This window comes from Vibrio sp. HB236076 (genome assembly GCF_040957575.1).
Lineage (GTDB): Bacteria > Pseudomonadota > Gammaproteobacteria > Enterobacterales > Vibrionaceae > Vibrio.
The window spans coordinates 2,099,798-2,124,011 of record NZ_CP162601.1; the positions used below are offsets into that span (position 1 = coordinate 2,099,798).

Here is a 24,214-nt window from a genome sequence, read left to right on the forward strand (position 1 = left end):
ACCGTTATTTCGCTAACCTATTTGCTAAGGTGGACTTGTCGGCTTGACCGCCTAGAGAAAATGCCGTTTGTTCTAACTCTAATGACACTTCATTTGGGGTAATTGGCATCCCTGGACCAACGCGAGCCGGACCATTTGCGGCGACGAATTCTCCCGCTTCGAGACCAGATAAGATCGCTCGATACTGACCGTATTGCTCACCGAGTTTAACGAGGCGATATTGCAGTGTATTTTGCTCATCAAGCGTCAACACAAATCGGTTTTTCAAATCCGTTCCAATCGCTCTTTCTGGGATCACTGGCAGGTTTTTTACCTCTTGGGCGGCAATCGAAACTCGGGCGAATGCGCCGGGTAATAAATGATACGCCTGAGCATCAAAAACGCCTCTCACACGCAGAGTTCCTGTGGTGGTGTCTATCTGATTATCAATAAAATCAATGACACCGGGTACTGACTGGTCGCGCTCAAGCGGGTCGAGTGACACGGGCAAACGGTCTTGTGCACTCACCTGAGAAAAGTCTCGATTCCACGTGCGCTCATCAATATCAAAATACGCATAGGCTTTTTGATCAGACACAATGGTGGTTAACGTGGTTTGACCGGCAAAAACATAATTACCTATCGTCACCAAAGCCCGAGAGATCACACCTGAAATAGGCGCACTGACCTGACTAAACTCTAAGTTGAGTTTAGCTGACTCTAACTGAGCTAAAATCGCGTTAACGCCGGCTTGAGCTTGGCGCAGAGTCGATGCCCGTTGGTCGGCTTGCTCGTGAGACATTGCATGGTTTGAAAGTAGGCGTTTGGCTCGTGATGCTTCACGACGCGCCTGCTCAAGGCCTGCTTGTGCACTAATAAGCTCAGCCTCTAAACGTTTAACTTCTGCTTTAAAAGGGCGAGCGTCCATACTAAAGAGCACCTGCCCTTTGGTGACTTTCTCGCCTTCGGTGAATAGCACTTTATCTATTTGTCCTGATACGCGGGCTTTTAAAATCACTTGCTCAGGGGCTTCAAGCCTTGTGGTATACGTATGCCAGGCTTGAACTGGCACTGATTGCGCTTTAACAACATCAATAGACAATGGCTTAGGTGCAGGGCTTTGTTCTGCCTGTGGCTGACCACATGCCGTCAGTCCCACCACTATCGACAGGGCAACAACCCTCTGGGCTAGGTTTCTCATGATTTTCTCCCACGTAAAATAGGAGGGCATACTACGTATTTATGGCATCAATACCTAGAGGGATTTTTTAAAAATATTGATGCCAAATTTGCACCAATAAACCGTATAAAAAGTCGCAAGAACGTGCTTATTGACTAAAGCGAAGCAAAAAGAAGAGAGCTTGTAGAATGTTAGCAAGCCCAAAGGCAAGATACCGGCCCGAGTAACTCGCTAACTGAATGTTTATCATCACGAAACGAGATAGCTAAATTCTGGCGACGTCGACAGAGACATTAAGCGCATGAGTGTCCCCGCCATCAAATACAACGCCTTGTAAGGGAGTTATATCGGTGTAATCTCTGCCCCAGCCAGTAACAATATGCTGCTCACCGGCAATTTGGTCATTAGTGGGATCAAACTCAACCCAACCTAACTCTGGAAGATACACAGCAAACCAAGCATGAGAAGCATCTGAGCCGACCAGTTTTTCTTGGCCAGGAGGAGGAAGGGTTTCTATATAGCCACTGACATAGCGCGCTGCTAACCCCATCGAGCGCAAGCAGGCAATGGCAAATTGAGCAAAGTCTTGGCACACTCCTCGCTTTTCAACCAAGGTCGTCTCTGGAGGCGTCGTGACATCGGTTGCAGCCGGATCAAACGTAAACTCGGTAAAAATCTTATGATTTAATGCATTAACCGATTGCAGAACGGGCATATCCTCTTGAAAGACACTCTCTGCATACGCTTTGATCTCTGGCGTAGCTCGAATGTAAGCCGAATCTAAGCAGTACTGCTTCACCAGCCGAATCTCTTCTGACATCGGGGTATCGAGCAAGGTTTTGAGTTGTTTATAGGTCAATGGGTGGTTCGCCACCCACTCAGACCAAAGGTTAGGCATCACTTCTAAGTAACTCACCACATCGATGGTCAATTTTTTATGCGGCTCTTGAATTGAGAAAAACACCGTTTCATTACCAAAATAATCACTGCGCTCCGTTTGGTAAACCGGCCGTGGTGAGACTTCGATATGTCGCGAAAAACAATTCTGAGTGCCGGTATTTCTTGGCACCAGATGCGCCAAGTTGTAGCACAAGGTCACCGCACTGCTGTATTGATAACACGTGGTGTGCCGAACTCGATATTTCATACATCCAACTTCCATTTGGGTTTGTTTAATTGTTGTGGACCGGCAGTATGATCAAAGTACTTATCACTGATAATTGAGGTAAACTGCTCTAATTGCTCAATGAGTTGCGCCAAGAAATCAGTGAGTTTTTCTCGTACTTTTGTCGGTGCATGGGTTTTAGATAACCGTTCTAAATCACTTAACTGAATATCACTGAGTGTTTTTAAAATGAGTCTTTTTTCTGCGGTTAAGCCACCCGGAACACTGGCCTGATTATTAGGCAACAGGGTTAAAAACTCATTTAGTCGTTCAATTTGATAAACCAAAGAACGCGGATTACTGCTGTCAACCATCAGTAGGTCGAGGGCAAATTGCACTTGGGTTTTGTTGCGATAACGACGACGAAAAGAAATCAGCGCTTCGACACTCAATAATACCGACTCTAGTACTTGTTTTTGAGCATACCTCTCTAAACTTGTGGTTAGAGTCGATTGCAATAATTTCGCCGTTTGAATCGCCCTTTCAGTGCGCAGGCCAATTTGTAAGAAAATCCAATCTTGCCCGCGCAGCATACTTTCACTGCTCAAACCCGATAAAGCCAATAATACGGTGACAATATCGTCTAATGAATCTTCGGGCACCTCAGGTAAGCCAGACTTGTAGGTTTTGTCTAACCGTCCTAAATCGTCCCTTAATTTGTTGAGGATAATACGTGTGTCTGCCGACAAGCGCTCTTTCACTTGTTCAGCGCAAGTCAACATGGCAAGCAAATTCGATTTGATACTGCCAATCCGATTGGCATTGACGACCAAATCCGCCAATTCACCATCGGGCTCTTCCAACAAATCGCCACTTGGCTCTAAAAAACCGGGCAAGCAATTCGTTTGCTTAGAAAAAGCGGTCAAGAGCACATCTCGACTGGTGGTTTCCAGTAGCTCGATGCCATTCATTTGCTTAAATACCACGCGCATAAAACGAGTACATAACTCCGCTCGCTCGGCATAGCGCCCCAGCCAAAAGAAGTTTTCGACAACGCGACTGGGAATGTGGCCAAGTTGCACTTCTTTAAGATTATCCTCATCGAGCATCGATTGATGAGTCTTATCTGGCTTGTCGGCACAAATCCAAGTGTCTTTACTCCATGTGCCCGACAAACGAGTAATAAAGTAATCTTTCTCTGTCTTTGCCACTCGACTTAAGCCACCTGGCATCACCACATAAGTGTCGTTTTTAACGACGGTAAACGTTCTCAGTAAGCTTGGCCGGCGTTCAATTTGCTGGTTTTCCCATACTGGGACAATCGAACCGGGCACATACTCTTGGGCAACAAACTGCGCTGGTGTGGCTTTTATACTGGCGATCAAGGTGTTTTTTTCTTCCGGGCTACAGTGACGCACGAAAATAGATTCTCGTTGCGCCCTTCTAAATGCAGGCTTTATTACTAACGAGTCAATATTTTGTAATACGTAATCCAAACTATTTGCCTCACCACACCAATAAGAATTGACGGTTGGCAATAGTAAAGGTTGCTTGAGTAGATATTCACAGATCGTCGGCAAGTAAGCAATTAAAGCCGGCGCCTCGAGCACGGCACTGCCGATTGGGTTGGCCAAAATCACCTGCCCATTACGGACTACCTCCATCAGACCTGGCACCCCGTAAGCCGAATCCGCGCTCAATTCTAACTGATCGCAATCCTTATCATCCGTGCGACGTAACACCACATCCACTTGCGATAAACCGTCTAAGGTTTTAAGCCACAATTGACCATTTCGAACCGTGAGATCGCTGCCTTGTACCAATGAGTAACCGAGATAATTCGCTAGGTAAGCTTGTTCAAAATAAGTGTTACTGCTGGTGCCTTGCGTGAGAATAACGATCTTAGGATCATCTGTTTTGTCCGCGGCTAATTGGTTTAAGGTATTTTTTAACGTATGGAAAAAGCTCGATAACCGCTTCACATTACTGCGGCGAAACACACTAGGAAGCACCCGTGAAATCACAGTTCTATTTTCTAAAGCGTAACCAATCCCTGAAGGCACTTGCGTTTGATCGCTTATTGCCAAAAATTGCCCATTGATATTTCGAACCAAGTCAATGGCATGTAACAAAAGCTGTTTTTCTCCCGGAACCTCGACACCGTGGCACTGGCGCAAATAATCGGGGTGACCAAACACCACTTCTGGGGGGATGATGCCTTCGCGAATTAATCGTTGTTCTCCGTAAATATCTTTTAAAACTAGATTAAACAACTCACTTCTTTGCACCAATCCCTGCTCAACATGAGCCCATTGCTGCGCATCAATAACGTTAGGAATGACATCGAGGGACCAAACTTCTGGTGAGAGAGGATCATTTTTTAAATCATAAGTCGCGCCGTCATCGCGCAAGATCTTTTGCGCGCGAAGGTGTAATTCTTCAATACCTCGCTCTTTGATCAAGGAAAGATGGGTAAACATACCCTGCCAATGCGGCAAGATTTGCTGATGTAAGTCAAAGACTTCATCAAAAGCTCCCATCGGAGCGTGGTAAGGGTAAATTATCGGCGACGTGGTCATCTTGTTTACAGACTCAAAAACAGGCCGGCAATACGCCGACCTAGGTTAAGGATTAGTCCTTAGTATATACTAGGCTAAGGACTAATCAAAAAGTGCGTAAAATCAAGACATTCGCACTGGTTTTTTACGTAAGTCCAAGGTGTTGGGGTATTCGTGACAAATTTCCTCTGCCGGAGGCGCCATTGGCCTTGGCGCTTCGCCATTATCAAAAAAGCCGCGAATGGCGTTAAACTCAGGAGCGGGTTGAAACGGACCTTGAGTCAGACCGTGATCCCAGAACCGATTCACTCTTCTCGCTTCTGCCTCATGGCCATTCACTGGCAGTGTTTCATAACTGCGACCACCTGGATGTGAGACATGGTAAGTACAACCGCCAATCGACAAGCCATTCCAAGTATCAATCAGATCAAACACCAGCGGCGAGTCCATCCCAAGTGTAGGGTGTAAAGCCGACGGCGGTGCCCACGCTTTATAACGTACCGCTGCCACGTATTCGCCTTTGCGACCGGTTGAGCGCAGCGGCACACGGCGACCATTACACGCCAATACGTAACGGCTGTCGGTCAAGCCTGTGACTCTCACCTGTAAACGCTCAACAGACGAGTCGACAAAACGACTGGTGCCCGATTGCGTGACTTCTTCACCCAAAACATGCCAAGGTTCGATAGCCCAACGCAACTCCAGTTCGATGTCATCAATTTGTTGACGCCCATAATGGGGAAAGCGAAACTCTTCAAAGGGGATTAACCATTCAAGTTTGAATGGGAAACCGTGACGTTGTAGATCATCCACCACTTCTTTTATGTCTTGCCATACATAATAAGGCATCATAAATTTATCGTGTAGTGAGGTGCCCCAACGCACGAGAGGGTGTGTGTACGGCGCTTGCCAAAAGCGGGCCACCAAACAGCGTAATAACAACACTTGTACCAAAGACATATGCGGGTGAGGCGGCATCTCAAAACCGCGAAATTCAAGTAATCCCTGACGACCACTCGCACTACCGGCCGCGTACATTTTATCAATACAAAACTCTGAGCGATGGGTATTACCTGTGACATCGACCAGTAAATTCCTCATTAAGCGATCCACTAGCCAAGGGGTTTCTACCAAGCCCTCTGGGAAATTTTGAAAGGCAATTTCCATCTCGTAAAGCGCTTCATCACGGCCTTCATCAGGCCTTGGCGCTTGACTAGTTGGCCCGATGAACATGCCAGAGAACAAATAGGACAAGCCTGGGTGGTGCTGCCAAAAGGTGACAAAACTGCGCAACAAATCTGGCTTGCGTAAAAATGGGCTGTCTTCGGGAGTCGGGCCGCCTAAGGTAATGTGATTCCCCCCTCCGGTGCCAGTATGACGACCGTCAAGCATGAATTTTTCCGTGCCTAAACGGCTAAAATGGGCTTCTCGATACAACAGCTCTGTTTTTTCCACCAAATCAGCCCAATCACTCGACGGATGGATATTCACTTCAATCACGCCGGGATCTGGCGTGATTAAGAATTTTTGTAATCGAGGGTCTTTCGGTGGTTCGTAACCTTCAATCACGACCGGAAGGCTCAAGGCTTTCGCAGTGCACTCAATGTGATAAAGCAATTCTACATAATGCTCAAGTGCCGTCATGGGGGGCAAAAATAAATGCAGTTTGCCCTCTCTTGGCTCAATGCAAATCGCGGTTGGGATCACCGCTTGTGAGTCGCCGAGCTTGCCATCTTGAGGCTGCGTGGTTTGAGGACGGGCAAAAGCCTGATTCGAGCTGTGCGTATCGGGTGAATAAGCCAGCAATGATTCACGTGGCGCGAAAGGATCGGTCTGTTGAGGGCGCTCTTTTTCACTCACCGCGGGCAGTGAGTTGAGCGGTAAACGAAATCCCATCGGACTGTCGCCAGGGATCAAAGTAATCACATCAGCGCGCTGCGGCCAATGAGAGCTCACCCAGCCCTGACTTTGGTGCTCGATCGGTAACACAAAGCCGGTTTCGACATCTAAGCCGCGAGTGAGTAATGCCGCTAAACGGCGACGCTCAAGATCGTCTTTTAATGACGCCTTGGTCGGATCGACATCAACGGGTAATGCTCGCTCTTGCCACAAATAGTACAGGCTATCTTCATAAGCAGCTTGTAAATACTCACTTTCAAGACCGAGTGAACGGCACAATTGTCGCCCAAACGCTTTCGCATCCTCTACCGTGTGTTGATAATCTTTGTCAACATCCGCTAACAACTCGGGACGGTGCCACAAAGCTTCGCCATCGGTACGCCAAAAACACCCTAGCGCCCAACGCGGCAATTCTTCGCCTGGGTACCATTTCCCCTGACCGTAGTGCAACAACCCTTGCGCGTTAAATTGCGCTTTGAGGCGCAGCAAGAGATCTTTAGCCAAACGCAGCTTGTCATCCCCAAGTGCCTTGGTGTTCCACTGCTCAGAGTCCATATCGTCAATCGATACGAAAGTCGGCTCTCCGCCCATGGTCAAACGCACATCTTGCTGTTCTAATACCTCATCAACGGCAAAGCCCAGCGCTTTAATGTTGTCCCACTCACCATCGGGATATGGTTTGGTCACGCGCGGGTCTTCGTGAATGCGAAACACCTGGTTACTAAAGTCAAATTTGGTTTCACATTTATCGGTTGCGCCAGTGATGGGGGCTGCAGAGCTTGGCTCAGGTGTACACGCCAAGGGAATGTGGCCCTCACCGGCAAACAAACCACTGGTCGGGTCAAGCCCAATCCAACCGGCACCCGGTAGGTACACCTCACACCAAGCGTGCAAATCGGTAAAATCTTCTTTCGGACCAGACGGGCCATCTAACGCTTCGACATCGGCGGTTAACTGCACTAAATACCCTGAGGCAAAGCGTGCAGCCAGCCCCAAACGGCGCAAGATTTGCACCAACAGCCAAGACGTATCACGGCACGAGCCCTTTTTGAGCGTTAACGTCTCTTGGCAAGTTTGCACGCCGGGCTCTAAGCGAATGCCATAGTCGATTTGGTTGGCCAATTTACTGTTTAGATCAACCAAGAAATCAACAATACGAGTTGGTGTTTTAGTATCGACATCGGCCAACCAAGCATCGAGCTCAGGACAGTCTTGACTGGTTTTGAGATACGGCAACAACTCATCGGCTAACGATTTGTCGTAGTGAAACGGGTACTTTTCTGCGTATTCTTCAATAAAGAAATCGAAAGGGTTTATCACCGTCATGTCGGCGATCACCTCAACTTCGAACTCCATTTTTTTGACTTTCTCCGGAAAGACGATCCGCGCTTGATAATTGCCAAAAGGATCTTGCTGCCAATTGAGAAAATGACCTTCTGGCTTTACTTTGAGGGAATAACCGTGAATGTGAGTACGAGAATGGGGTGCGGGTCGCAAGCGAAGCACATGCGGAGCGACATTTATCTCGCGATCAAAATCGTAAGAGGTCTTGTGAACTAAGGCGACTCTAATGGTCATGCTGCATCTCCGTGCTGAAAGTGAAACCAGTTATCTGCCACCATGGCATTAACCGAAATAAAGCCGAGTTGTATCTCGTTTAGATAATGGCTTAAATCGCCATTGATACAGGCTTCATTACTGGTATCGTATTGTTTGCCCATAAGACATTCGATTTTTTCTATCAAACTGCCACAGCGAGGCAATTTTTCCATCGCGGTGCGGATCTGTTGTAAACAAAACGCTTGTGAACGAGGAAAGTGCTCATCGTAGAGTAAAAAGTCGACGGTGTTTTTGCCATCAATGGCGGTTCTCTTACTGCGTAAGTAGCCTAGATAACCACTTTGAGATTTCAGTACTTTTGGCCACAAAATGGGCTCGAGCAGGTGTTGCTCATCGTCACTGGCATTGGTTTTGATAAAAATAGCTGAATCCAAAATACGGGTATTCATATCAGCGCGCTCTAAATAGCGACCTATTTGCATAAAGCGCCAACCGGCATCACGGCACATGGCGTTGTTGAGCAAACCAATCACTTTTTGGCATCCCTCGATAATGTTATTGAGGTATTGGAATCGATTGCCTCGTTGAATGCCCTTTTGCACGTGCTTTTTGGCGTAAAGATCAAGCTCGTTAATCAGTTCCCACGTTTCTTCCGGCAATACATCTCGTGTCGTGCGGATGTTTTCTCTTAAACTTTTTAACGAGCACAATAACGAGCTTGGGTTCGCTTCTTCCATTAATAAAAAGCGCACGACATTGTGCTCATTTTTTTTATCAAACTTTTTGGCAAAATCCGCCACACTGCCATTAATTTCAATCAAATTGTACCAAGACACTTTCACATCTCTTGGTAAATCCAATAACAAGTCGTCGTAGACACTGAGCAAACGGGCAATGTTTTCAATTCGCTCTAAATAACGCGCACTCCAATACAGGCGCTCGGCCACTCTTGATAACATATTAATCCTCCTTGCTCTTAACAATCCATGTGTCTTTACTACCGCCGCCTTGTGAGGAATTGACCACCAAAGAGCCTTTTTTCATTGCAACCCGAGTTAAACCGCCTGTGGTTACGTAAGTTTTATCACTTTGTAAAATGAACGGCCTGAGGTCTAAATGCCTCGGCTCTAATTTATTAGGCGAGACTAAGGTGGGTGCGGTGGATAATTTTAAGGTTGGCTGAGCAATATAGTTACGCGGGTTCGCTTGGATTAACTCTGCAAATTTGGCTTGCTCTTTTGCCGTTGAATGAGGACCAACCAACATACCATAGCCCCCAGATTCATTGGCAGGTTTAACCACCAGTTTGTCTAAATTCGCCAACACGTACTCGCGTTGCTGCTCGTCTTCACATAAGAAAGTTTCTACATTGGGCAATATAGGCTCTTCATTTAGGTAGTAGCGAATCAGCGCTGGCACATAAGCGTAAACCACTTTGTCATCGGCAACCCCAGCACCAGGTGCGTTAGCCAGTGCAACATTGCCTAACTGCCACGCTTTCATCAAACCAGGGACACCCAACATTGAATCGGGATTAAAGACTTCTGGGTCGAGGAAATCATCATCGATTCGACGATAAATTACATCGACTCGCTCTAACCCCTCGATGGTTTTCATGTACACGCAATCATCGTCGCCAACGAATAAATCGCTGCCTTCGACCAATTCGACCCCCATCTGCTGCGCAAGGAAAGCATGCTCAAAATAGGCAGAATTAAAAATACCTGGGGTGAGTACAACAATTTCCGGACAGGCCACTTGCCTTGGAGCGAGGGATTTTAGCGTATCAAAAAGCTGTGCGGTATAACTGTCGACGCGCATGATGTCGTCATTTTCAAACAGCTCGGGTAGGATTCGTTTGGTTAATGCTCGGTTTTCCAGCATATACGATACACCAGAAGGTACGCGAAGGTTATCTTCTAAAACGTAAAACTGGCCATCACCGGCACGCACCAAATCAGTGCCACAGATATGAGCCCACACACCAAAAGGGGGCGAAACACCAATGCACTCGGGTCGAAAGTTTTTCGATTCAGCGATAATGTGTTTTGGGATAATGCCATCTTTGATGCAATTTTGATCATGGTACAAATCATCGATAAATTGATTCAGTGCCGTTAGACGCTGTTTCAGGCCTTGCTCAGCCACTTCCCAATCTTTGGCATCAATGGTTCTTGGCACAATGTCAAAAGGCCATGAACGATCAATGTTGCCCTCATCCGTGTAGACCGTAAAGCTGATTCCCATGTCTTGTATGGTGGTTTCTGCGGCTTCACGGCGCTTTTCTAGCTCTTCTGGGGGCAAATTTTGCAAGTATTCCAACAACCGCTGAGAGCAATCTCGAAAATTCCCTTCTCCATCAATGAGCTCATCAAAAAACTCACCGCTACTGTATGATTCGGTAATTACACTCATATGGCATCCTTGTCATCTATAAATTATGTTGGCATCCATGGCCAAATATCGATGAATTTTTGTGTCGAAGTAAACACTGACCACGCTGTCGAAAGCCAACATTGCTTTCATCGATACTCGGTTACTTCAGGATGATATAAAACAGCAAGCAATTTATAGGCCTAACTGATACTGTTAATTTTAAATGTTTTTTTGCGCTCGCTCACAAGATTAACCCCTGCGCTTCACAATAGTGCAACAAAGGAATTCAAATTGTAAATTGGCACCAAAAACTGCGTATAAATTCAATTAGTATCATACAAAGGCGTAAGCAAATGACAAGCATAAGTTGCTGAAAAGATTAAATTAACAAAATGGTTAATACCCAGTAGTGGCGATGTTTACTGTTTTTTCACCCTGCTCTGCTCTTTCTATTCACTCCAGATACAGAGCTATAGGGTTGTTCATTTTCCCACCTCAATCAGGCACTTTTCCGCCTGGCTTTATTTTGATACATGACCAAATCAGACAGTTTAATCAAGGTGTCAAAGTTGCGGCCTTGTTCTGGATACAAAGCAAGACCAACACTGCCAGAAAGTGTAATCGCAAGGTCGTCATCGATGGCGTATTCGGTAAAAACGGCCTGAGTAATTTGCTCAACCAACTGGTGAATTTGCTCTGTGCTTTTCATTCGGTGAATAAAAAGCGCAAATTCATCACCGCCCAATCGAGTGGGGATAATATCGGGAAGGTTGTCGTAATAATTCAATGTGGGGTTCATACTGTGAGAGCATTGCCAAGCGAGTTCCTGACTAAACAACTTTAGCAACTTATCGCCCACTCGGTGACCGTAGTTGTCATTGACCTTCTTAAAATCATCAAAATCTATAAACACCATTGCAGCTATATCACGCTCAGGGCAAAGATCAGCTAAAGCTTTCATCGTTAACGTTTCAAAATAAGCCCGGTTCGGCAACCCAGACACACAATCAATAAATGCCAACTCGGCGATGGCTTTTTGATTACTTTGTACATTTTCCATTAGCTCAGCAAACGCGTATTTTAATTGCTTAATCTCTGTTGGGGTCCATCGCGACGTAGCAAAATCGACCGGCGCTTTTGTTTTACCCTGCTCTATTGACTTAATGGACAATAAAAATCGCTCCAATGGACGAATGAGAAACACAGAGACAGGAATAACAATCACTAAGGCGAGTAGTAGACCGATAAACATAACGGTACCTGCCGTCTTATCAATGGCTGCCGCTTTCGCTTTAAGCTCGCTTTTGGGTTGTGGTACCATCACGCCCCACCCCGCATTTGAGACTTGGGTAAAGCCTGCCACCATATCGTCTTTCAGCGCCGGTGAATAAAACTCAGTGACCCCCGTTTGCCCTGCGAGCATTTTTTGTACTGCACTCACTTTGGCAATATTTTTACCACTGGCCACCCAACTATCCAACGGGTGAGCTAGAACGTTCCCCGCTTGATCAACAATCGCCGCATGCCCTTTTTCACCAAACGCCACTTTCTTGCCCATCTCTACGATGTATTGCGTTGAAAGATAACCAATTAACCAGTGTGATCCTGATGGCTTAACCACCAACAGTATCGGCCCTGTATTGAGCTCATCATCGCGAGTAACGGTCGATACGCTCACTGTTTTAGGCTGTAAGGACACACGAGCATGTGCCATGATTGATGCGCTAAGCCGCGCGGGACAGCCTCGGTCCCCGTCAAACAAACACTGTACTACCACGCCATTGTCGTCGGTTTTTACAATGAGGTCGAAGTAATAACTCGACAGCAAATATTTCATGTTTGCGGATTTTAATTGCGATGACTGTTGCAACCCCAAAACATTAAAGACACTGGTCACATCGCGATAATACCGCTCAAACGCACCCGACAAGTTTTGCGCGATCACTAGATGTCGCTCGCGAACATCATTAAGCTCTGAATCGAGCGCTTTAGAATACGGCCACAACCAAAACATCATCATCGGCAGCATAGCTAAAAGACAAAAAATGGTGACAAACAAATACCTAAGTTTCATTGCGCGCTTCTTATTCACCCATTGCTAATGGCGTTCATTTTTAGGACATAAATTCATACCAATATAACCAACTCGGTTAACGATGTACTTCTGCATCTTGAAAACTTTGTCCTTTGTCATGAATCTTTTGCGTCTTACTAACGGTTTTAACGACACTCATACGCATTGACTTCTTATAGTTGAGGATTACATTCGCCATCACGTTGCTGTCAAAACGAAACCGCTACCTTGGTTTGGTATTCTGAAACAGATTGTTAAGGACAGTCATTAACTTCAACAGACTATTTGTAGGACAGACTATTTGTAGGACAGTCAAATAACTTGAGCAGGACGAGTGCTCACCTTAAATGTTTGGGACAGTCATAATTTTGTGCCCTCTTTATATAACCGATACATAAGAGGTTTATTACTCTAAATTAATTGGGTGTCCAGAATATATTGGCTGGGTGTCCTATTATGGGGTGTCAACGTACATTAGTTTGCCCATCTAGCTCACCTGAAACCAGATCGACATCGATTCTGACCTATTTGACAACATCGACAAGCGAGACTAAATTTTACACAACTGTATATAATAACAGCAAAGGCCTTATGATGACTCAAGCCCGCTCCTCTCTGATATCTTTGCAAGACACCGCTTATTATCACTGTATTTCTCGTTGTGTGAGAAGGGCTTATCTATGTGGGCAAGATGATTACAGCGGCCGTAATTTCGAGCACCGCCGGGTCTGGCTTATAGAGCGGCTTCGGTTGCTCTCTCAGGTCTTTGCTATAGATATTTGCGCTTATGCCATTATGTCTAATCACTATCATTTGGTACTTCATGTCGATGAAAAACAAGCGAAAAGTTGGTCTAATAAAGAGGTTATTGAGCGCTGGACGACCTTATACTCGAAACCCAACTTGATCCAACAGTGGTTAGATCATGATTTAGTCAGTGAAGCAGAGGAAATCAAAGCACTGGAAATCATTAAGATGTGGCGATCCCGATTGATGGACATCTCCTGGTTTATGCGAAACATCAATGAATATGTTGCTCGACAAGCAAACAAAGAAGAAATGTGCTCAGGCAGATTTTGGGAAGGTCGATTTAAATCTCAAGCTTTACTCGATGAAAGGGCGCTACTAGCTTGTATGGCTTATGTGGATTTAAACCCCGTTCGCGCAGGGATCACCGATAAGCTCGAGCAATCAAGCTATACTTCTATTTACGAGAGGCTTCATGGTCACGCATGTGACGAGGATAGTGGGCTTGGGCAAGTATCACATCTTAAGAAAAAATCACTTTACGGCTTCTTAGGTAACCAACGTACCACAACAACACCCCGCATGAGCGCCTATAACGGTGTTGAGTATTCTTTACTTGATTACATTCAGCTTATTGAAAATTTGGGCAAAATTGCTCACCCTTCTAAGCCTGGTCTACTTTCTAGCGGCAACATCCCACTGCTCAATGAGCTCGAACTCGATGATGAACATTGGCAAAGCTTTTGCGATCGATTTGGGCTTTATTTTAGTTGCGCTGTTGGCAGTGTTGATGAACTCAAAAGGTACGCCCAGCACACCAACAGGGCATGGGTAAGGCAAAAGCGTTCTGGGTAACATTGAACTTTTTCAACGCTATTTCCCCACCATGACAACCAAAGTATTTACAGACCGATCACTGTTTCAGGTAATTGACTGTATTATTTATATTTATTTGTCTTTTTCATGGCTTTTAAACGACAAAGCCTCGATAGCTTGTGAACTATCGAGGCTTTTGAATAAATGGCACGCCCTGTAGGATTCGAACCTACGACCACATCCTTAGAAGGGACGTGCTCTATCCAGCTGAGCTAAGGGCGCGCTACAGGGATGGGATTATACGAGTAAAAATGATGAAATCAACGGTTTTATCTAAATTGCTGGTTTGAATGACTAAAAAAAAATCAGAACGCTAAATTTACACCTGCTGACGACAAAAGCAATCGTTTGCCTGTGGATGTCCAGGCTTTTTTTTGCGACAATTGTCCCAAATAACTCGATCAGTTTAATTAGTTTAAAGGACACACATGACGGCTCAAATTATTGATGGAAAATTAATTTCTCAAACCGTACGCTCAGAAGTCGCCGCTCGCGTCAAAGCAAGAGTTGAAGCAGGCCTGAGAGCTCCTGGTCTTGCTGTTGTGCTGGTTGGACAAGACCCAGCCTCACAAGTGTATGTAGGTAGCAAACGCCGTGCTTGTGAAGAAGTCGGGTTTGTGTCGAAGTCTTTTGACTTACCTGCTTCAACCAATGAGCAGCAATTACTTGAAATAGTTGATCAATTAAACTCAGACCCAGAAATTGATGGCATTTTAGTGCAACTGCCCTTGCCTGCTGGTATCGACTCAACCAAAGTACTAGAACGAATCACCCCTGAAAAAGACGTCGATGGCTTCCACCCTTACAATGTGGGTCGTCTTGCCCAGCGAATTCCTAAACTGCGCTCATGCACTCCAAAAGGAATCATGACATTACTTGATCGATACAACGTTCCACTGCACGGTAAACACGCTGTGATTGTCGGAGCCTCAAACATCGTGGGTCGCCCGATGACATTAGAGCTTCTACTCGGGGGCTGTACGACGACAACGTGTCATCGCTTTACCAAAGATCTTGAATCTCATGTACGCCAAGCCGATTTGTTAGTCGTGGCGGTCGGCAAAGCCAATTTCATTCCTGGAGAGTGGATTAAAAAAGGCGCGATTGTGATCGATGTGGGTATTAATCGTATGGATGATGGCAAGTTAGTCGGTGATGTTGAGTTTGAGGTTGCCAGTCAAAATGCCAGCCATATTACTCCAGTACCCGGTGGCGTTGGCCCAATGACAGTAGCGAGCTTGATTGAAAACACGCTACTCGCCTGTGAGCAATACCACACTAAAAACTAACCTACTGTAAATAGGTGTCAGCCCTATCACTACTCCTCCAGAAACATGAGGTCGAAAGGTTACGGACACTCTGAATATAACCGAGACATAAATGGTTTATTTGCAAATTTTCGAATAAATCCTCGCGGTAATATATGAGTGTCCTTATTTGAACCTCCTTATTTGAACCCAAATTTACTGGGTGTCCGGAAAATGTTGTTGGGTGTCCTATTGTGAGGTGGGTACAACAAGATAGGCCATCAATGTGATTGATGGCCTATCTTGTTTTTTGTCGCTATCGAAGTAATACGGTGTTTAAGTTTCCATGATTGTGCGAATCTGTCCGGCTATGATCTCTGCTTGTGGGCCAACCACGACTTGTACATGAGTGGCATTGAGCTTGACCACACCACTTGCGCCTAACGCTTTAAGCGTGTCTACCTGGATTAAGTTACTGTCAGTTAAGGTGAGCCTTAAGCGAGTAATACACGCGTCCATGTGCTGAATATTATCTGCGCCCCCTAATGCAGATAAGTACTGCTGCGCTGATGTGCCCGACTGTGTTGCATTGGGCTTAACCGTGTCTGAGTCAAGTCCTATTTCAACCGGTTCACGCCCTGGCGTTTTAATATCAAATACCACGATGGTGAGATAAAAGACAATAAAATAAATCACTGCAAAGGCCAAACCAACGGCGATGAGTAACATTGGCTTCGTCGCCAGTCCCCAGTTGATCACTAAGTCAAATAAACCCGCTGAAAAGCCAAAACCGTGATAAATACCCAGCCAGTTGGTCACAACTAAAGACAAGCCGGTCAACAATGCATGCACGACGTATAGACCGGGAGCAAGAAACATAAATAAAAACTCAAGTGGCTCTGTAATCCCTGTTAAAAAAGCCGTGATGGCAACAGAGAACAATACACCAGCAACCTGACGACGAGAAGAAGCTGGTGCAGCCAGGTACATCGCTAACGCTGCAGCGGGCAAGCCGAACATCATGATAGGGAAAAAACCTGTCATAAAGACACCTGCGCTGGGATCGCCGGCAAAGAAGCGATTGAGATCACCGCGGGTGGTTTCACTGGCGATAGACTGAATATGACTGCCATCAATGTACGGTATCACATCACCGACTAACCAACTCTTAGCCAATGAAGGCTCTACGCAAATGGTGTGTAGCGACTGACCAAGTTCATAGGTAACTTTGCTGCATTCGCCGAGTCCAAACCAAAAAATTGAGTTCATCACGTGGTGTAACCCCACGGGTATCAAAGCGCGATTTAGCGCACCATACGAAAACTGCCCTAACGCCCCCGAATTAGCTACTGCATGACCAAAAGCATCAATCCCTTGCTGGATCATAGGCCACACCACACCAAACACAGCCGCGAGTGCTAAAGTGATCAACCCAGTGGCGATCGGCACTAGACGTTTACCTGCAAAAAAAGCCAAATAAGACGGTAAACTAACAGCGTGAAAGCGGTTGTAACTATGGCCAGCGACAATACCAGCAATGATGCCACCGAAAAAAGACATATTAATATCGGCATTGATGGTCTTAGCGGCTTCTGTCAACACTAAGTACCCCACGGCTCCAGCCAATGCTGCCGCTCCAGCCTCGTCTTTTGCCAAACCGACGGCAATCCCGATGGCAAAAAGCAAAGGCAATTGTGAGAAGATGGCACCACCGGCTTGGGCCATAAATGAAATGTTCAGTAAATCGGGCTGTCCCAAGCGCAGTAAAATGGCTGCCACGGGTAAAATGGCGATAGGAAGCATAATCGCCTTACCCAATTTTTGCAGATATCCCAAAGGGTTCATGTCAAACTCCGTATTAATGTGATGCCAGTTTGATGACCTTGAGTACGAGAACAAAACAATCGCCAACTCGAAGCCGGTGTGATAACGCATCGGTATTGTGTCATTATGATGGCAAAGATATTAACACGCACTAACAAGCTTAACACCGTGAAAAACATAATTTTATTTTTATATCGTTTATGTCACCAATGATTAAGAACACCAGGGAGGAAGTCTGATGAGATTCATTGCTTTTGAAGGCGCCCACCAAGTGGCAGCTTGGAGCGCTGAGTACATAATTGACGCTATCAACACAGTTGCCCCAACCGCTCAACGCCCCTTTGTATTAGGCCTTCCAACCGGCAGCACTCCGTTAGCGACGTATCAACGTCTCATTCAAGCCTATCAAGCGCATCGCATCAGTTTTGAACATGTGGTCACTTTTAATATGGACGAATACGCCGGGCTCGCCAAAACGTCACCAGACAGTTACTGGTATTTTATGCAGCACCACTTTTTTGATCATATCGATATCAACCCTCAAAACACTCATAGGCTCGACGGTGGTAGCCTTGACCCGACGAGCGAGTGCGTCGACTTTGAAGCAAAGATTCAAGAACTTGGAGGAGTCGATTTGTTTCTTGGCGGTATCGGTAGTGACGGACACATCGCATTTAATGAACCGGGTACCTCCTTGCACTCACGGACACGTCTGTGCCGATTGAGTGAAAGAACACGCATGGACAATGCACGCTTTTTTGCCGATCACATTGCGCGAGTCCCTACTCATGCTCTCTCTGTGGGGATAGAGACAATTATGGCAGCGAAAACGGTCGTGATATTGGCGACCGGAAGCCACAAAGCAAACGCCATTAGTGATGCCATTGAAGGCAGTATCAATCATTTATCGCCAATTTCCTACCTACAACTCCACCGTGATAGTATCATTGTCAGCGATATTGACGCGTGCCAAGAGCTCAAAGTGAAAACGCTCAAACACTTTCAACACATCGAACGCGCTGAAATCGCAAAATTCAATCACCTCGAGGAGTAAATCATGATTGCTTTGTGTAATGGGGTCATTTTGACCGGTGAACAAACCCTAACCGACAAAATGGTGCTTATCAACGATGGGCTTATTGTTGATATCGTCAACGCATCGACGCCGCTCGATAAAGACGTTAGCAAAATTGATCTCAAGGGTCAGTACCTCGCTCCCGGGTTTATCGATTTACAACTCAATGGCTGCGGTGGCGTTATGTTTAATCACCAGCCAACGAAAAACACCTTGCGTCACATGCAACAGACCAATTTACTGACTGGCACCACCAGCTTTTTACCTACTCTGATCAGTGACAGTGACGAGACGATTAAGGCGGCGATCAAGGCGTGCAGTGAAGACATGCAAGCGCATCAAAACCAGGTTTTGGGGATGCATCTAGAAGGCCCATATACCAACCCCATTCGCAAGGGTATCCACCCTAAAGAGCAACTTCGTCAACCATCCACCGCGATGATCAACTGGTTGAGCAAACAAACGCCTTGGCTGAAAAAAGTCACCCTTGCGCCCGAAGTCAATCGCCAAGAGCACATTCAAGCTCTCGCTCAAGCCGGTATTATCGTCAGTATTGGACACAGTGCAGCCAGTTACGATCAAGCGATGCAAGGCTTTGCGTCGGGAATCAATTTTGCCACTCACCTATACAATGCCATGACCCCAACGGCCAATGGACGAGAGCCTGGTGTGGTCGGGGCGATATACGATAGCCAAGACGTCTATGCAGGTATCATAGCCGACGGCTACCATGTTCACTGGGCCAATGTTCGTTTGGCCAAAAAAATCCTTGGTGAAAGGCTCGTCTTAGTCACCGATGCCACTGCCGCCGCATCAGCGCCTGAATCGATGACGGAGTTTGATTTCTGTGGCGCGACAGTATTCATAAAAGACGGATTGTGCGTCGATGAAAACGGCACGCTCGGCGGCTCATCTTTGACGATGGATCAGGGAATAAGACAGCTTTGTCACCACTTGGCTTTGCCTCTAGACGAAGCCGTTAGAATGGCCACTCTCTACCCAGCTAAAGCCCTTAACATTGAAGATAAATTAGGCCTAATCAAACCGGGCTGGGTTGCTAACCTCGTTCAATTTGATCACAATGTGAAGATAACAGCCACGTGGGTCAATGGTAGACAGTCTCTCGGTTCAACGGAGCCGTAAATCGAAAAGCAAAGCACTAAACGAGTCCCTCTTCGCCATAGTGACGCGGTCTTAACGTTGGGCAGACCCTATGTATAAGCAGTTTGCCCATTCTATAACAGGTGCAGTATTAAGGCATCACGATGCGGTCGGCCAGATGACTGACCGCCAAGGCAAAGTAGTAAGAGCGGTTCCACTTCATCAATACATTGTAGTTATTATAAATCAAATACACTCGTCCATCTGCATCGTCAGGCGCGATCAACCAGGCTTGTAGCGGTGTTGATGGCCTGGGTAGATCGCGTCCATCAAAACGACGTACACCCAGTGCTTGCCATTGCTGCAAGGTTTTTTCTTTGCCCAATTCACGCCCTTGTAAGCTAAGGTCGAAATCTTTCGCAATATGCACTTGCCGCCCCCAGGTATACGTGTCATCCCACCCCGCCTGTTTGAGATAATTGGCCGCAGAAGCAAAGACGTCTTCAGGGGTTTGCCAAATGTCTTTCTTGCCATCGCCATTGCCATCCGCGGCAAAGGAAAGAAATGAACTTGGCATAAATTGAGGTTGGCCCATCGCACCAGCCCAAGAGCCTTTAAAGTCTTTGAGCTCGATATGCCCTTGCTGCAAAATGTTAAGCGCAGACATCAACTCTTTTTTAAAAAAGGCTTCACGTCGCCCTTCGTATGCCATGGTCGTGAGAGCATCAACCACTTGATAGCCGCCAGTGTAACGACCAAAATTACTCTCTACGCCCCACAGTGCAACGATAAAACGAGCAGGCACACCGTATTCCTTGCTGATCCTCTCAAGCGGTTGCTGATATTGCACATAGAGCTGCTGCGCTTGCTTGACTTTCCAGTCTGGTACCGCTCGAGGAATATACTCATCCAAGGTCAAACGTTTCTCTGGCTGGTTGCGATCCGCTTTAACAGCCCTGGGATGATAAGTGACATCAGCAAACGCACGTTCGACGAGATTGGGCGATATCCCTTGTTCAATCGCTTGTTTTTTTAATTCCACCACATACTGGTCAAAGGTCACTTTGTCGGATTGTGCATACGCTCCGGATTGAAACACTATCGCTAATACGCCTAGTGCGGTCGAGATGGTTTTTCGCATTAAGCCCTCCTGCTGGCCTACGGCTATTCTGACTGTTGTTTTTTTCTCGCTTTGTGTTGTTCTAGCAAATTTTCTGGCGGCGGCGGCAGTTGTAAAAAGTACCCCTCATCTTGTATAGAGGCCTTGACCTTATCCACATTCACTTGCGCCAAAGTACGCCCAGAGAGATTGACCACCATAACCAAAGTTGGTTTGCCAAACATCGTCATTAATGCGTCAGGAATTTGTGAAAAATCATCCTTTTTGGGCACATAAAGGTACGCACCCGGTTTTTTAGCGCTTTTGTAAATAGAACAAAACATGTCTTACCTTATTTTATCAAACTTGTTGAGCCTCACAATTAACGAGGGAGGCATCAAAAAAATAAAAAAATTGCCAGTTTAATACGCAATTGGCAACAAGTTAACTTGCTGACATTTGAGTTGGAATATAACATGAGTTCATGATTATAAGGTAACGCTCTTTAATATAGGCACAGGATCGCGATGTCACTCAATCCGGATCTGAAAGGCAGTAGCTTCACACTATCAGTTTTACACCTTGCTGATAATAATGTTGATAACACCGTCGAATTTATCAAACAAAAGGTAGAAAAAGCCCCTGGTTTTTTCGCTAGCGCCCCTTTGGTGATCAATATTGCAAATGTAGATCAGCAAGAAATTGATTTTTCAGCACTTAAGCAAGGAATAAAAAACCAAGGGTTAGTGCCTGTTGGCATTACAGGGACGAAGGACAAACAGCAGCAACACCAAGCGAGCGATGCCGGTTTAGCGATCCTTTCCTCAGGTAAGAGCCACCAAGCGCCCCCGCCTGAATTGACACCGACAAAAGTGATCCGAACGCCGATACGTTCTGGTCAACAGATTTACGCCCCCAATGGTGATCTGGTTATTCTCAATCATGTCAGTGCCGGAGCCGAAGTCATCGCCGATGGTTCGATTCACATTCACGGAACCTTGCGGGGACGAGCAATCGCAGGGGCCAATGGCCAAAAACAAGCGCATATTATTTGTAACGACTTACAAGCTGAACTGGTCTCTATCGCAGGTAGTTACTGGCTTAGCGAACAAATAGAACGAGAATGTTGGCAGCAAAAAGTCTTGGTCAGCTTGCAACAAGACTCGCTGTGTATAGAAACACTTTCGGTATAATTTTTAATAAGGAAAAAGACATGGCACGCATAATCGTTGTGACCTCTGGTAAAGGCGGCGTTGGAAAAACCACGTCGAGTGCAGCAATTGCTTCTGGCCTAGCACTAAAAGGCAAGAAAACGGCCGTCATCGATTTTGATATCGGCTTGCGAAACCTAGACTTAATCATGGGCTGCGAACGCCGTGTTGTCTATGATTTCGTTAATGTTATCAATGGTGAAGCCACGCTTAACCAAGCTCTTATCAAAGATAAGCGCACGGATAATTTATTTATTTTACCTGCCTCTCAAACTCGTGATAAAGATGCGCTCACCCACCAGGGCGTAGAAAAAGTATTGAACGAACTCGATGAGATGGGGTTTGACTTTGTCATTTGCGACTCCCCAGCAGGTATTGAGCAAGGCGCGTTAATGGCATTGTACTTTGCCGATGAAGCCATCGTCACAACAAACCCAGAAGTTTCATCTGTGCGTGATTCAGACCGAATTCTCGGCATCTTAGATTCTAAATCTCGCCGTTCAGAGCAAGGCCTTGAGCCTGTCAAACAACACTTACTGCTCACCCGTTATAATCCAGCACGGGTTTCACAAGGTGAAATGTTAAGTGTTACGGATGTTGAAGAGATCTTACACATTTCTCTTCTTGGTGTGATCCCAGAAAGCCAAGCGGTACTCAACGCATCAAACAAAGGGGTTCCTGTTATTTTTGATAGTGAAACCGACGCGGGTTTGGCGTATTCTGACACTGTCGATCGCCTACTCGGCAATCAAACCGAATTTCGCTTCCTGACGGAAGAAAAGAAAGGAATCTTTAAACGACTGTTTGGAGGCTAAGTTATGTCGCTATTAGAATTTTTCCGCCCAGCCAAGAAAACAACCGCCAATCTTGCCAAAGAAAGGCTGCAAATCATCGTGGCGGAACGTCGTAGTAGTGATGAACCTGCTCCGTCTTATCTTCCTCAACTCAAAGAAGATATTTTAAAGGTCATTGCAAAATACGTCGATGTCGACCCGTCCATGGTCGATTTGACTTTTGAACAAAAAGACGACGACATCTCAGTACTAGAGCTCAATGTCAAACTGCCAGAAGACGAAAAGTCGTCCTAAATTGTAAAGACTGAGTGCTTAAAAGGCTCGTGGCGTAATGCTGTGAGCCTTTTCATTCACATTGCCTGTTAATTTTCCACCAACTTAACCAGCATTTCTTCGCCGAGTAAAGGCTGACGCCACCCTTGCATGACATCCGGTAAACAGTGTGGCGCTTTATTGTGGTGCCAAACCCATTTGATCAGTTGATGGATTTGCTTTTTCGACGCCAAAAACTCCGTTGCTAATCCGGTTTCTTTTGCGACCTTCTGAACAACATCTTTTAAAGTCTTAAACGTTTGCTTGTACTGATTTTCATCAACCAATCGAATCACTTTCTCTGGGTGGCTATCCGTCGGTAATTCATTGGCATCAGACACCAATTTAGCAATCGCTTTGCCATGACGCATAACGCTGCGCTCATCCATCCCCGCTTCTAACATCGCGTGTTTTTGCGTTAATCCCAGCCGTGCAACTTCTAAAAGATCGATCTCTTTAAAGATAAAATTAAGTGCTAAGTCCCGTTTAACCGCTTCTCGATAACGCCACTCAGCTAATGGTTGCAAACGCGCCAATTGCAGCGATGTCAACTTCCACGCCCCTTTTATCTCACGATACAAGAGTGCGATATCGGTGTTTGAGAGCCGCTTTTGAGCTTGGTGCTGACTCTCTTGCAATGCATCTTGCCACCAGTTTGCTTGCTCTAATTGCGGCTTTAATTGCTCAAATAAAGGCAATAGGTAAAAGACATCCGCCGCCGCATATTGCATTTGTTTTTGAGTTAAAGGCCGAGCACACCAATCGGTTCGCGCTTCACTCTTATCGAGTTCAACCCCTAAATATTGTTGAACTAAAGAAGCAAAGCCGGTCGATAAACCATGACCTAAGAACGCAGCCATAATCTGGGTATCCACCATTGGATAAGGAATGCAACCAAAAGCGTGCTGAAAGACTTCAATGTCTTCACCACACGCATGTAAGACTTTGGTGATTGTCTTATCGTTTAACAGTTTGACAAACGGCGTCATGTCATCGATGGTTAGCGGGTCAATTAACGCCAGTTGCTCGCCGTCGAATAATTGGATTAGCCCAAGCTTTGGGTAAAAGGTTCGAATGCGGACGAATTCCGTATCCAACATCAGCCAAGTGCTATTACGAACACTTTGGCAGAGTTTCTCTAAGGCTTTGTTGTCTGTTATTAATTGATAATCCACAAAAATCTCGCTTTTGAATTAG

At 46.0% G+C, this 24,214-nt stretch carries 18 protein-coding genes and 1 tRNA gene; 7 read left to right on the top strand and 12 right to left on the bottom strand.

Features of this window, described 5'->3' with window-relative positions:
• Positions 1 to 4: 4 nt before the first annotated feature.
• The 7 genes from AB0763_RS09225 to AB0763_RS09255 form a co-directional block, all read right to left on the bottom strand.
• Positions 5 to 1,180 carry an efflux RND transporter periplasmic adaptor subunit gene (locus tag AB0763_RS09225; protein WP_306100454.1) on the bottom strand — a complete coding sequence of 392 codons (1,176 nt, stop codon included), beginning with the start codon at positions 1,178 to 1,180 and terminating at the stop codon, positions 5 to 7.
• A 244-nt stretch (positions 1,181 to 1,424) separates the two neighbouring features.
• Positions 1,425 to 2,306 carry a transglutaminase family protein gene (locus AB0763_RS09230; RefSeq protein WP_306100455.1) on the bottom strand — a complete coding sequence of 294 codons (882 nt, stop codon included), beginning with the start codon at positions 2,304 to 2,306 and terminating at the stop codon, positions 1,425 to 1,427.
• On the bottom strand, positions 2,303 to 4,843 hold the full coding sequence (locus AB0763_RS09235; RefSeq protein ID WP_306100456.1) for a circularly permuted type 2 ATP-grasp protein: 2,541 nt from the start codon (positions 4,841 to 4,843) through the stop codon (positions 2,303 to 2,305). Before AB0763_RS09235 ends, AB0763_RS09230 begins: the two co-directional genes overlap by 4 nt.
• 102 nt (positions 4,844 to 4,945) lie before the next feature.
• Positions 4,946 to 8,299, bottom strand: a complete 3,354-nt coding sequence (locus AB0763_RS09240) for a DUF2126 domain-containing protein (protein WP_306100457.1) — start codon at positions 8,297 to 8,299, stop codon at positions 4,946 to 4,948.
• On the bottom strand, positions 8,296 to 9,240 hold the full coding sequence (locus tag AB0763_RS09245) for an alpha-E domain-containing protein (protein WP_306100458.1): 945 nt from the start codon (positions 9,238 to 9,240) through the stop codon (positions 8,296 to 8,298). Before AB0763_RS09245 ends, AB0763_RS09240 begins: the two co-directional genes overlap by 4 nt.
• A gap of 1 nt (position 9,241) precedes the next feature.
• Positions 9,242 to 10,696, bottom strand: a complete 1,455-nt coding sequence (locus AB0763_RS09250; protein ID WP_306100459.1) for a circularly permuted type 2 ATP-grasp protein — start codon at positions 10,694 to 10,696, stop codon at positions 9,242 to 9,244.
• A gap of 460 nt (positions 10,697 to 11,156) precedes the next feature.
• Positions 11,157 to 12,731 (bottom strand): diguanylate cyclase, encoded by a 1,575-nt coding sequence (locus AB0763_RS09255; protein WP_306100460.1) that lies wholly within the window; start codon positions 12,729 to 12,731, stop codon positions 11,157 to 11,159.
• 591 nt (positions 12,732 to 13,322) lie between these two features.
• Here AB0763_RS09255 and AB0763_RS09260 point away from each other — a divergent pair.
• Positions 13,323 to 14,333, top strand: coding sequence for a transposase (locus tag AB0763_RS09260; RefSeq protein ID WP_306100461.1), 1,011 nt, complete (start codon positions 13,323 to 13,325; stop codon positions 14,331 to 14,333).
• A 166-nt stretch (positions 14,334 to 14,499) separates the two neighbouring features.
• On the opposite strand, the gene AB0763_RS09265 is transcribed toward AB0763_RS09260, so the two are convergent.
• A tRNA-Arg gene (locus AB0763_RS09265) sits at positions 14,500 to 14,576 on the bottom strand.
• Between the two features lie 206 nt (positions 14,577 to 14,782).
• Here AB0763_RS09265 and folD point away from each other — a divergent pair.
• Positions 14,783 to 15,643, top strand: a complete 861-nt coding sequence (gene folD, locus AB0763_RS09270; RefSeq protein WP_306100462.1) for a bifunctional methylenetetrahydrofolate dehydrogenase/methenyltetrahydrofolate cyclohydrolase FolD — start codon at positions 14,783 to 14,785, stop codon at positions 15,641 to 15,643.
• Positions 15,644 to 15,937: 294 nt separating this feature from the next.
• Here folD and nagE read toward each other — a convergent pair whose 3' ends face one another.
• Entirely contained in the window at positions 15,938 to 17,446 is a 1,509-nt protein-coding gene (nagE, locus tag AB0763_RS09275) for an N-acetylglucosamine-specific PTS transporter subunit IIBC (protein ID WP_306100463.1), read from the bottom strand.
• Between the two features lie 217 nt (positions 17,447 to 17,663).
• Here nagE and nagB point away from each other — a divergent pair, with 217 nt between their 5' ends.
• Entirely contained in the window at positions 17,664 to 18,479 is an 816-nt protein-coding gene (gene nagB / locus AB0763_RS09280) for a glucosamine-6-phosphate deaminase (protein WP_306100464.1), read from the top strand.
• A 3-nt stretch (positions 18,480 to 18,482) separates the two neighbouring features.
• Positions 18,483 to 19,643, top strand: coding sequence for an N-acetylglucosamine-6-phosphate deacetylase (gene nagA, locus AB0763_RS09285; RefSeq protein WP_306100465.1), 1,161 nt, complete (start codon positions 18,483 to 18,485; stop codon positions 19,641 to 19,643).
• A gap of 109 nt (positions 19,644 to 19,752) precedes the next feature.
• Here nagA and AB0763_RS09290 read toward each other — a convergent pair whose 3' ends face one another.
• On the bottom strand, positions 19,753 to 20,742 hold the full coding sequence (locus AB0763_RS09290) for a lytic transglycosylase domain-containing protein (protein ID WP_306100466.1): 990 nt from the start codon (positions 20,740 to 20,742) through the stop codon (positions 19,753 to 19,755).
• 23 nt (positions 20,743 to 20,765) lie between these two features.
• The gene (locus AB0763_RS09295; protein WP_306100467.1) at positions 20,766 to 21,044 is read right to left on the bottom strand and encodes a YcgL domain-containing protein; all 279 of its coding nucleotides are present in this window, start codon (positions 21,042 to 21,044) and stop codon (positions 20,766 to 20,768) included.
• A 183-nt stretch (positions 21,045 to 21,227) separates the two neighbouring features.
• Between AB0763_RS09295 and minC the strand changes: the two genes are divergently transcribed.
• Genes minC through minE form a run of 3 tightly spaced genes read left to right on the top strand, consistent with a single transcriptional unit; the run spans position 21,228 to position 22,999 of the window.
• Positions 21,228 to 21,893 (top strand): septum site-determining protein MinC, encoded by a 666-nt coding sequence (gene minC, locus AB0763_RS09300; protein WP_306100468.1) that lies wholly within the window; start codon positions 21,228 to 21,230, stop codon positions 21,891 to 21,893.
• Between the two features lie 20 nt (positions 21,894 to 21,913).
• On the top strand, positions 21,914 to 22,726 hold the full coding sequence (gene minD, locus AB0763_RS09305) for a septum site-determining protein MinD (RefSeq protein WP_306100469.1): 813 nt from the start codon (positions 21,914 to 21,916) through the stop codon (positions 22,724 to 22,726).
• 3 nt (positions 22,727 to 22,729) lie between these two features.
• Entirely contained in the window at positions 22,730 to 22,999 is a 270-nt protein-coding gene (gene minE / locus AB0763_RS09310) for a cell division topological specificity factor MinE (protein ID WP_306100470.1), read from the top strand.
• Between the two features lie 68 nt (positions 23,000 to 23,067).
• Here the strand turns inward: minE and rnd are convergent, their stop codons facing one another.
• Positions 23,068 to 24,192 carry a ribonuclease D gene (gene rnd / locus AB0763_RS09315; protein ID WP_306100471.1) on the bottom strand — a complete coding sequence of 375 codons (1,125 nt, stop codon included), beginning with the start codon at positions 24,190 to 24,192 and terminating at the stop codon, positions 23,068 to 23,070.
• Positions 24,193 to 24,214 lie beyond the last annotated feature (22 nt).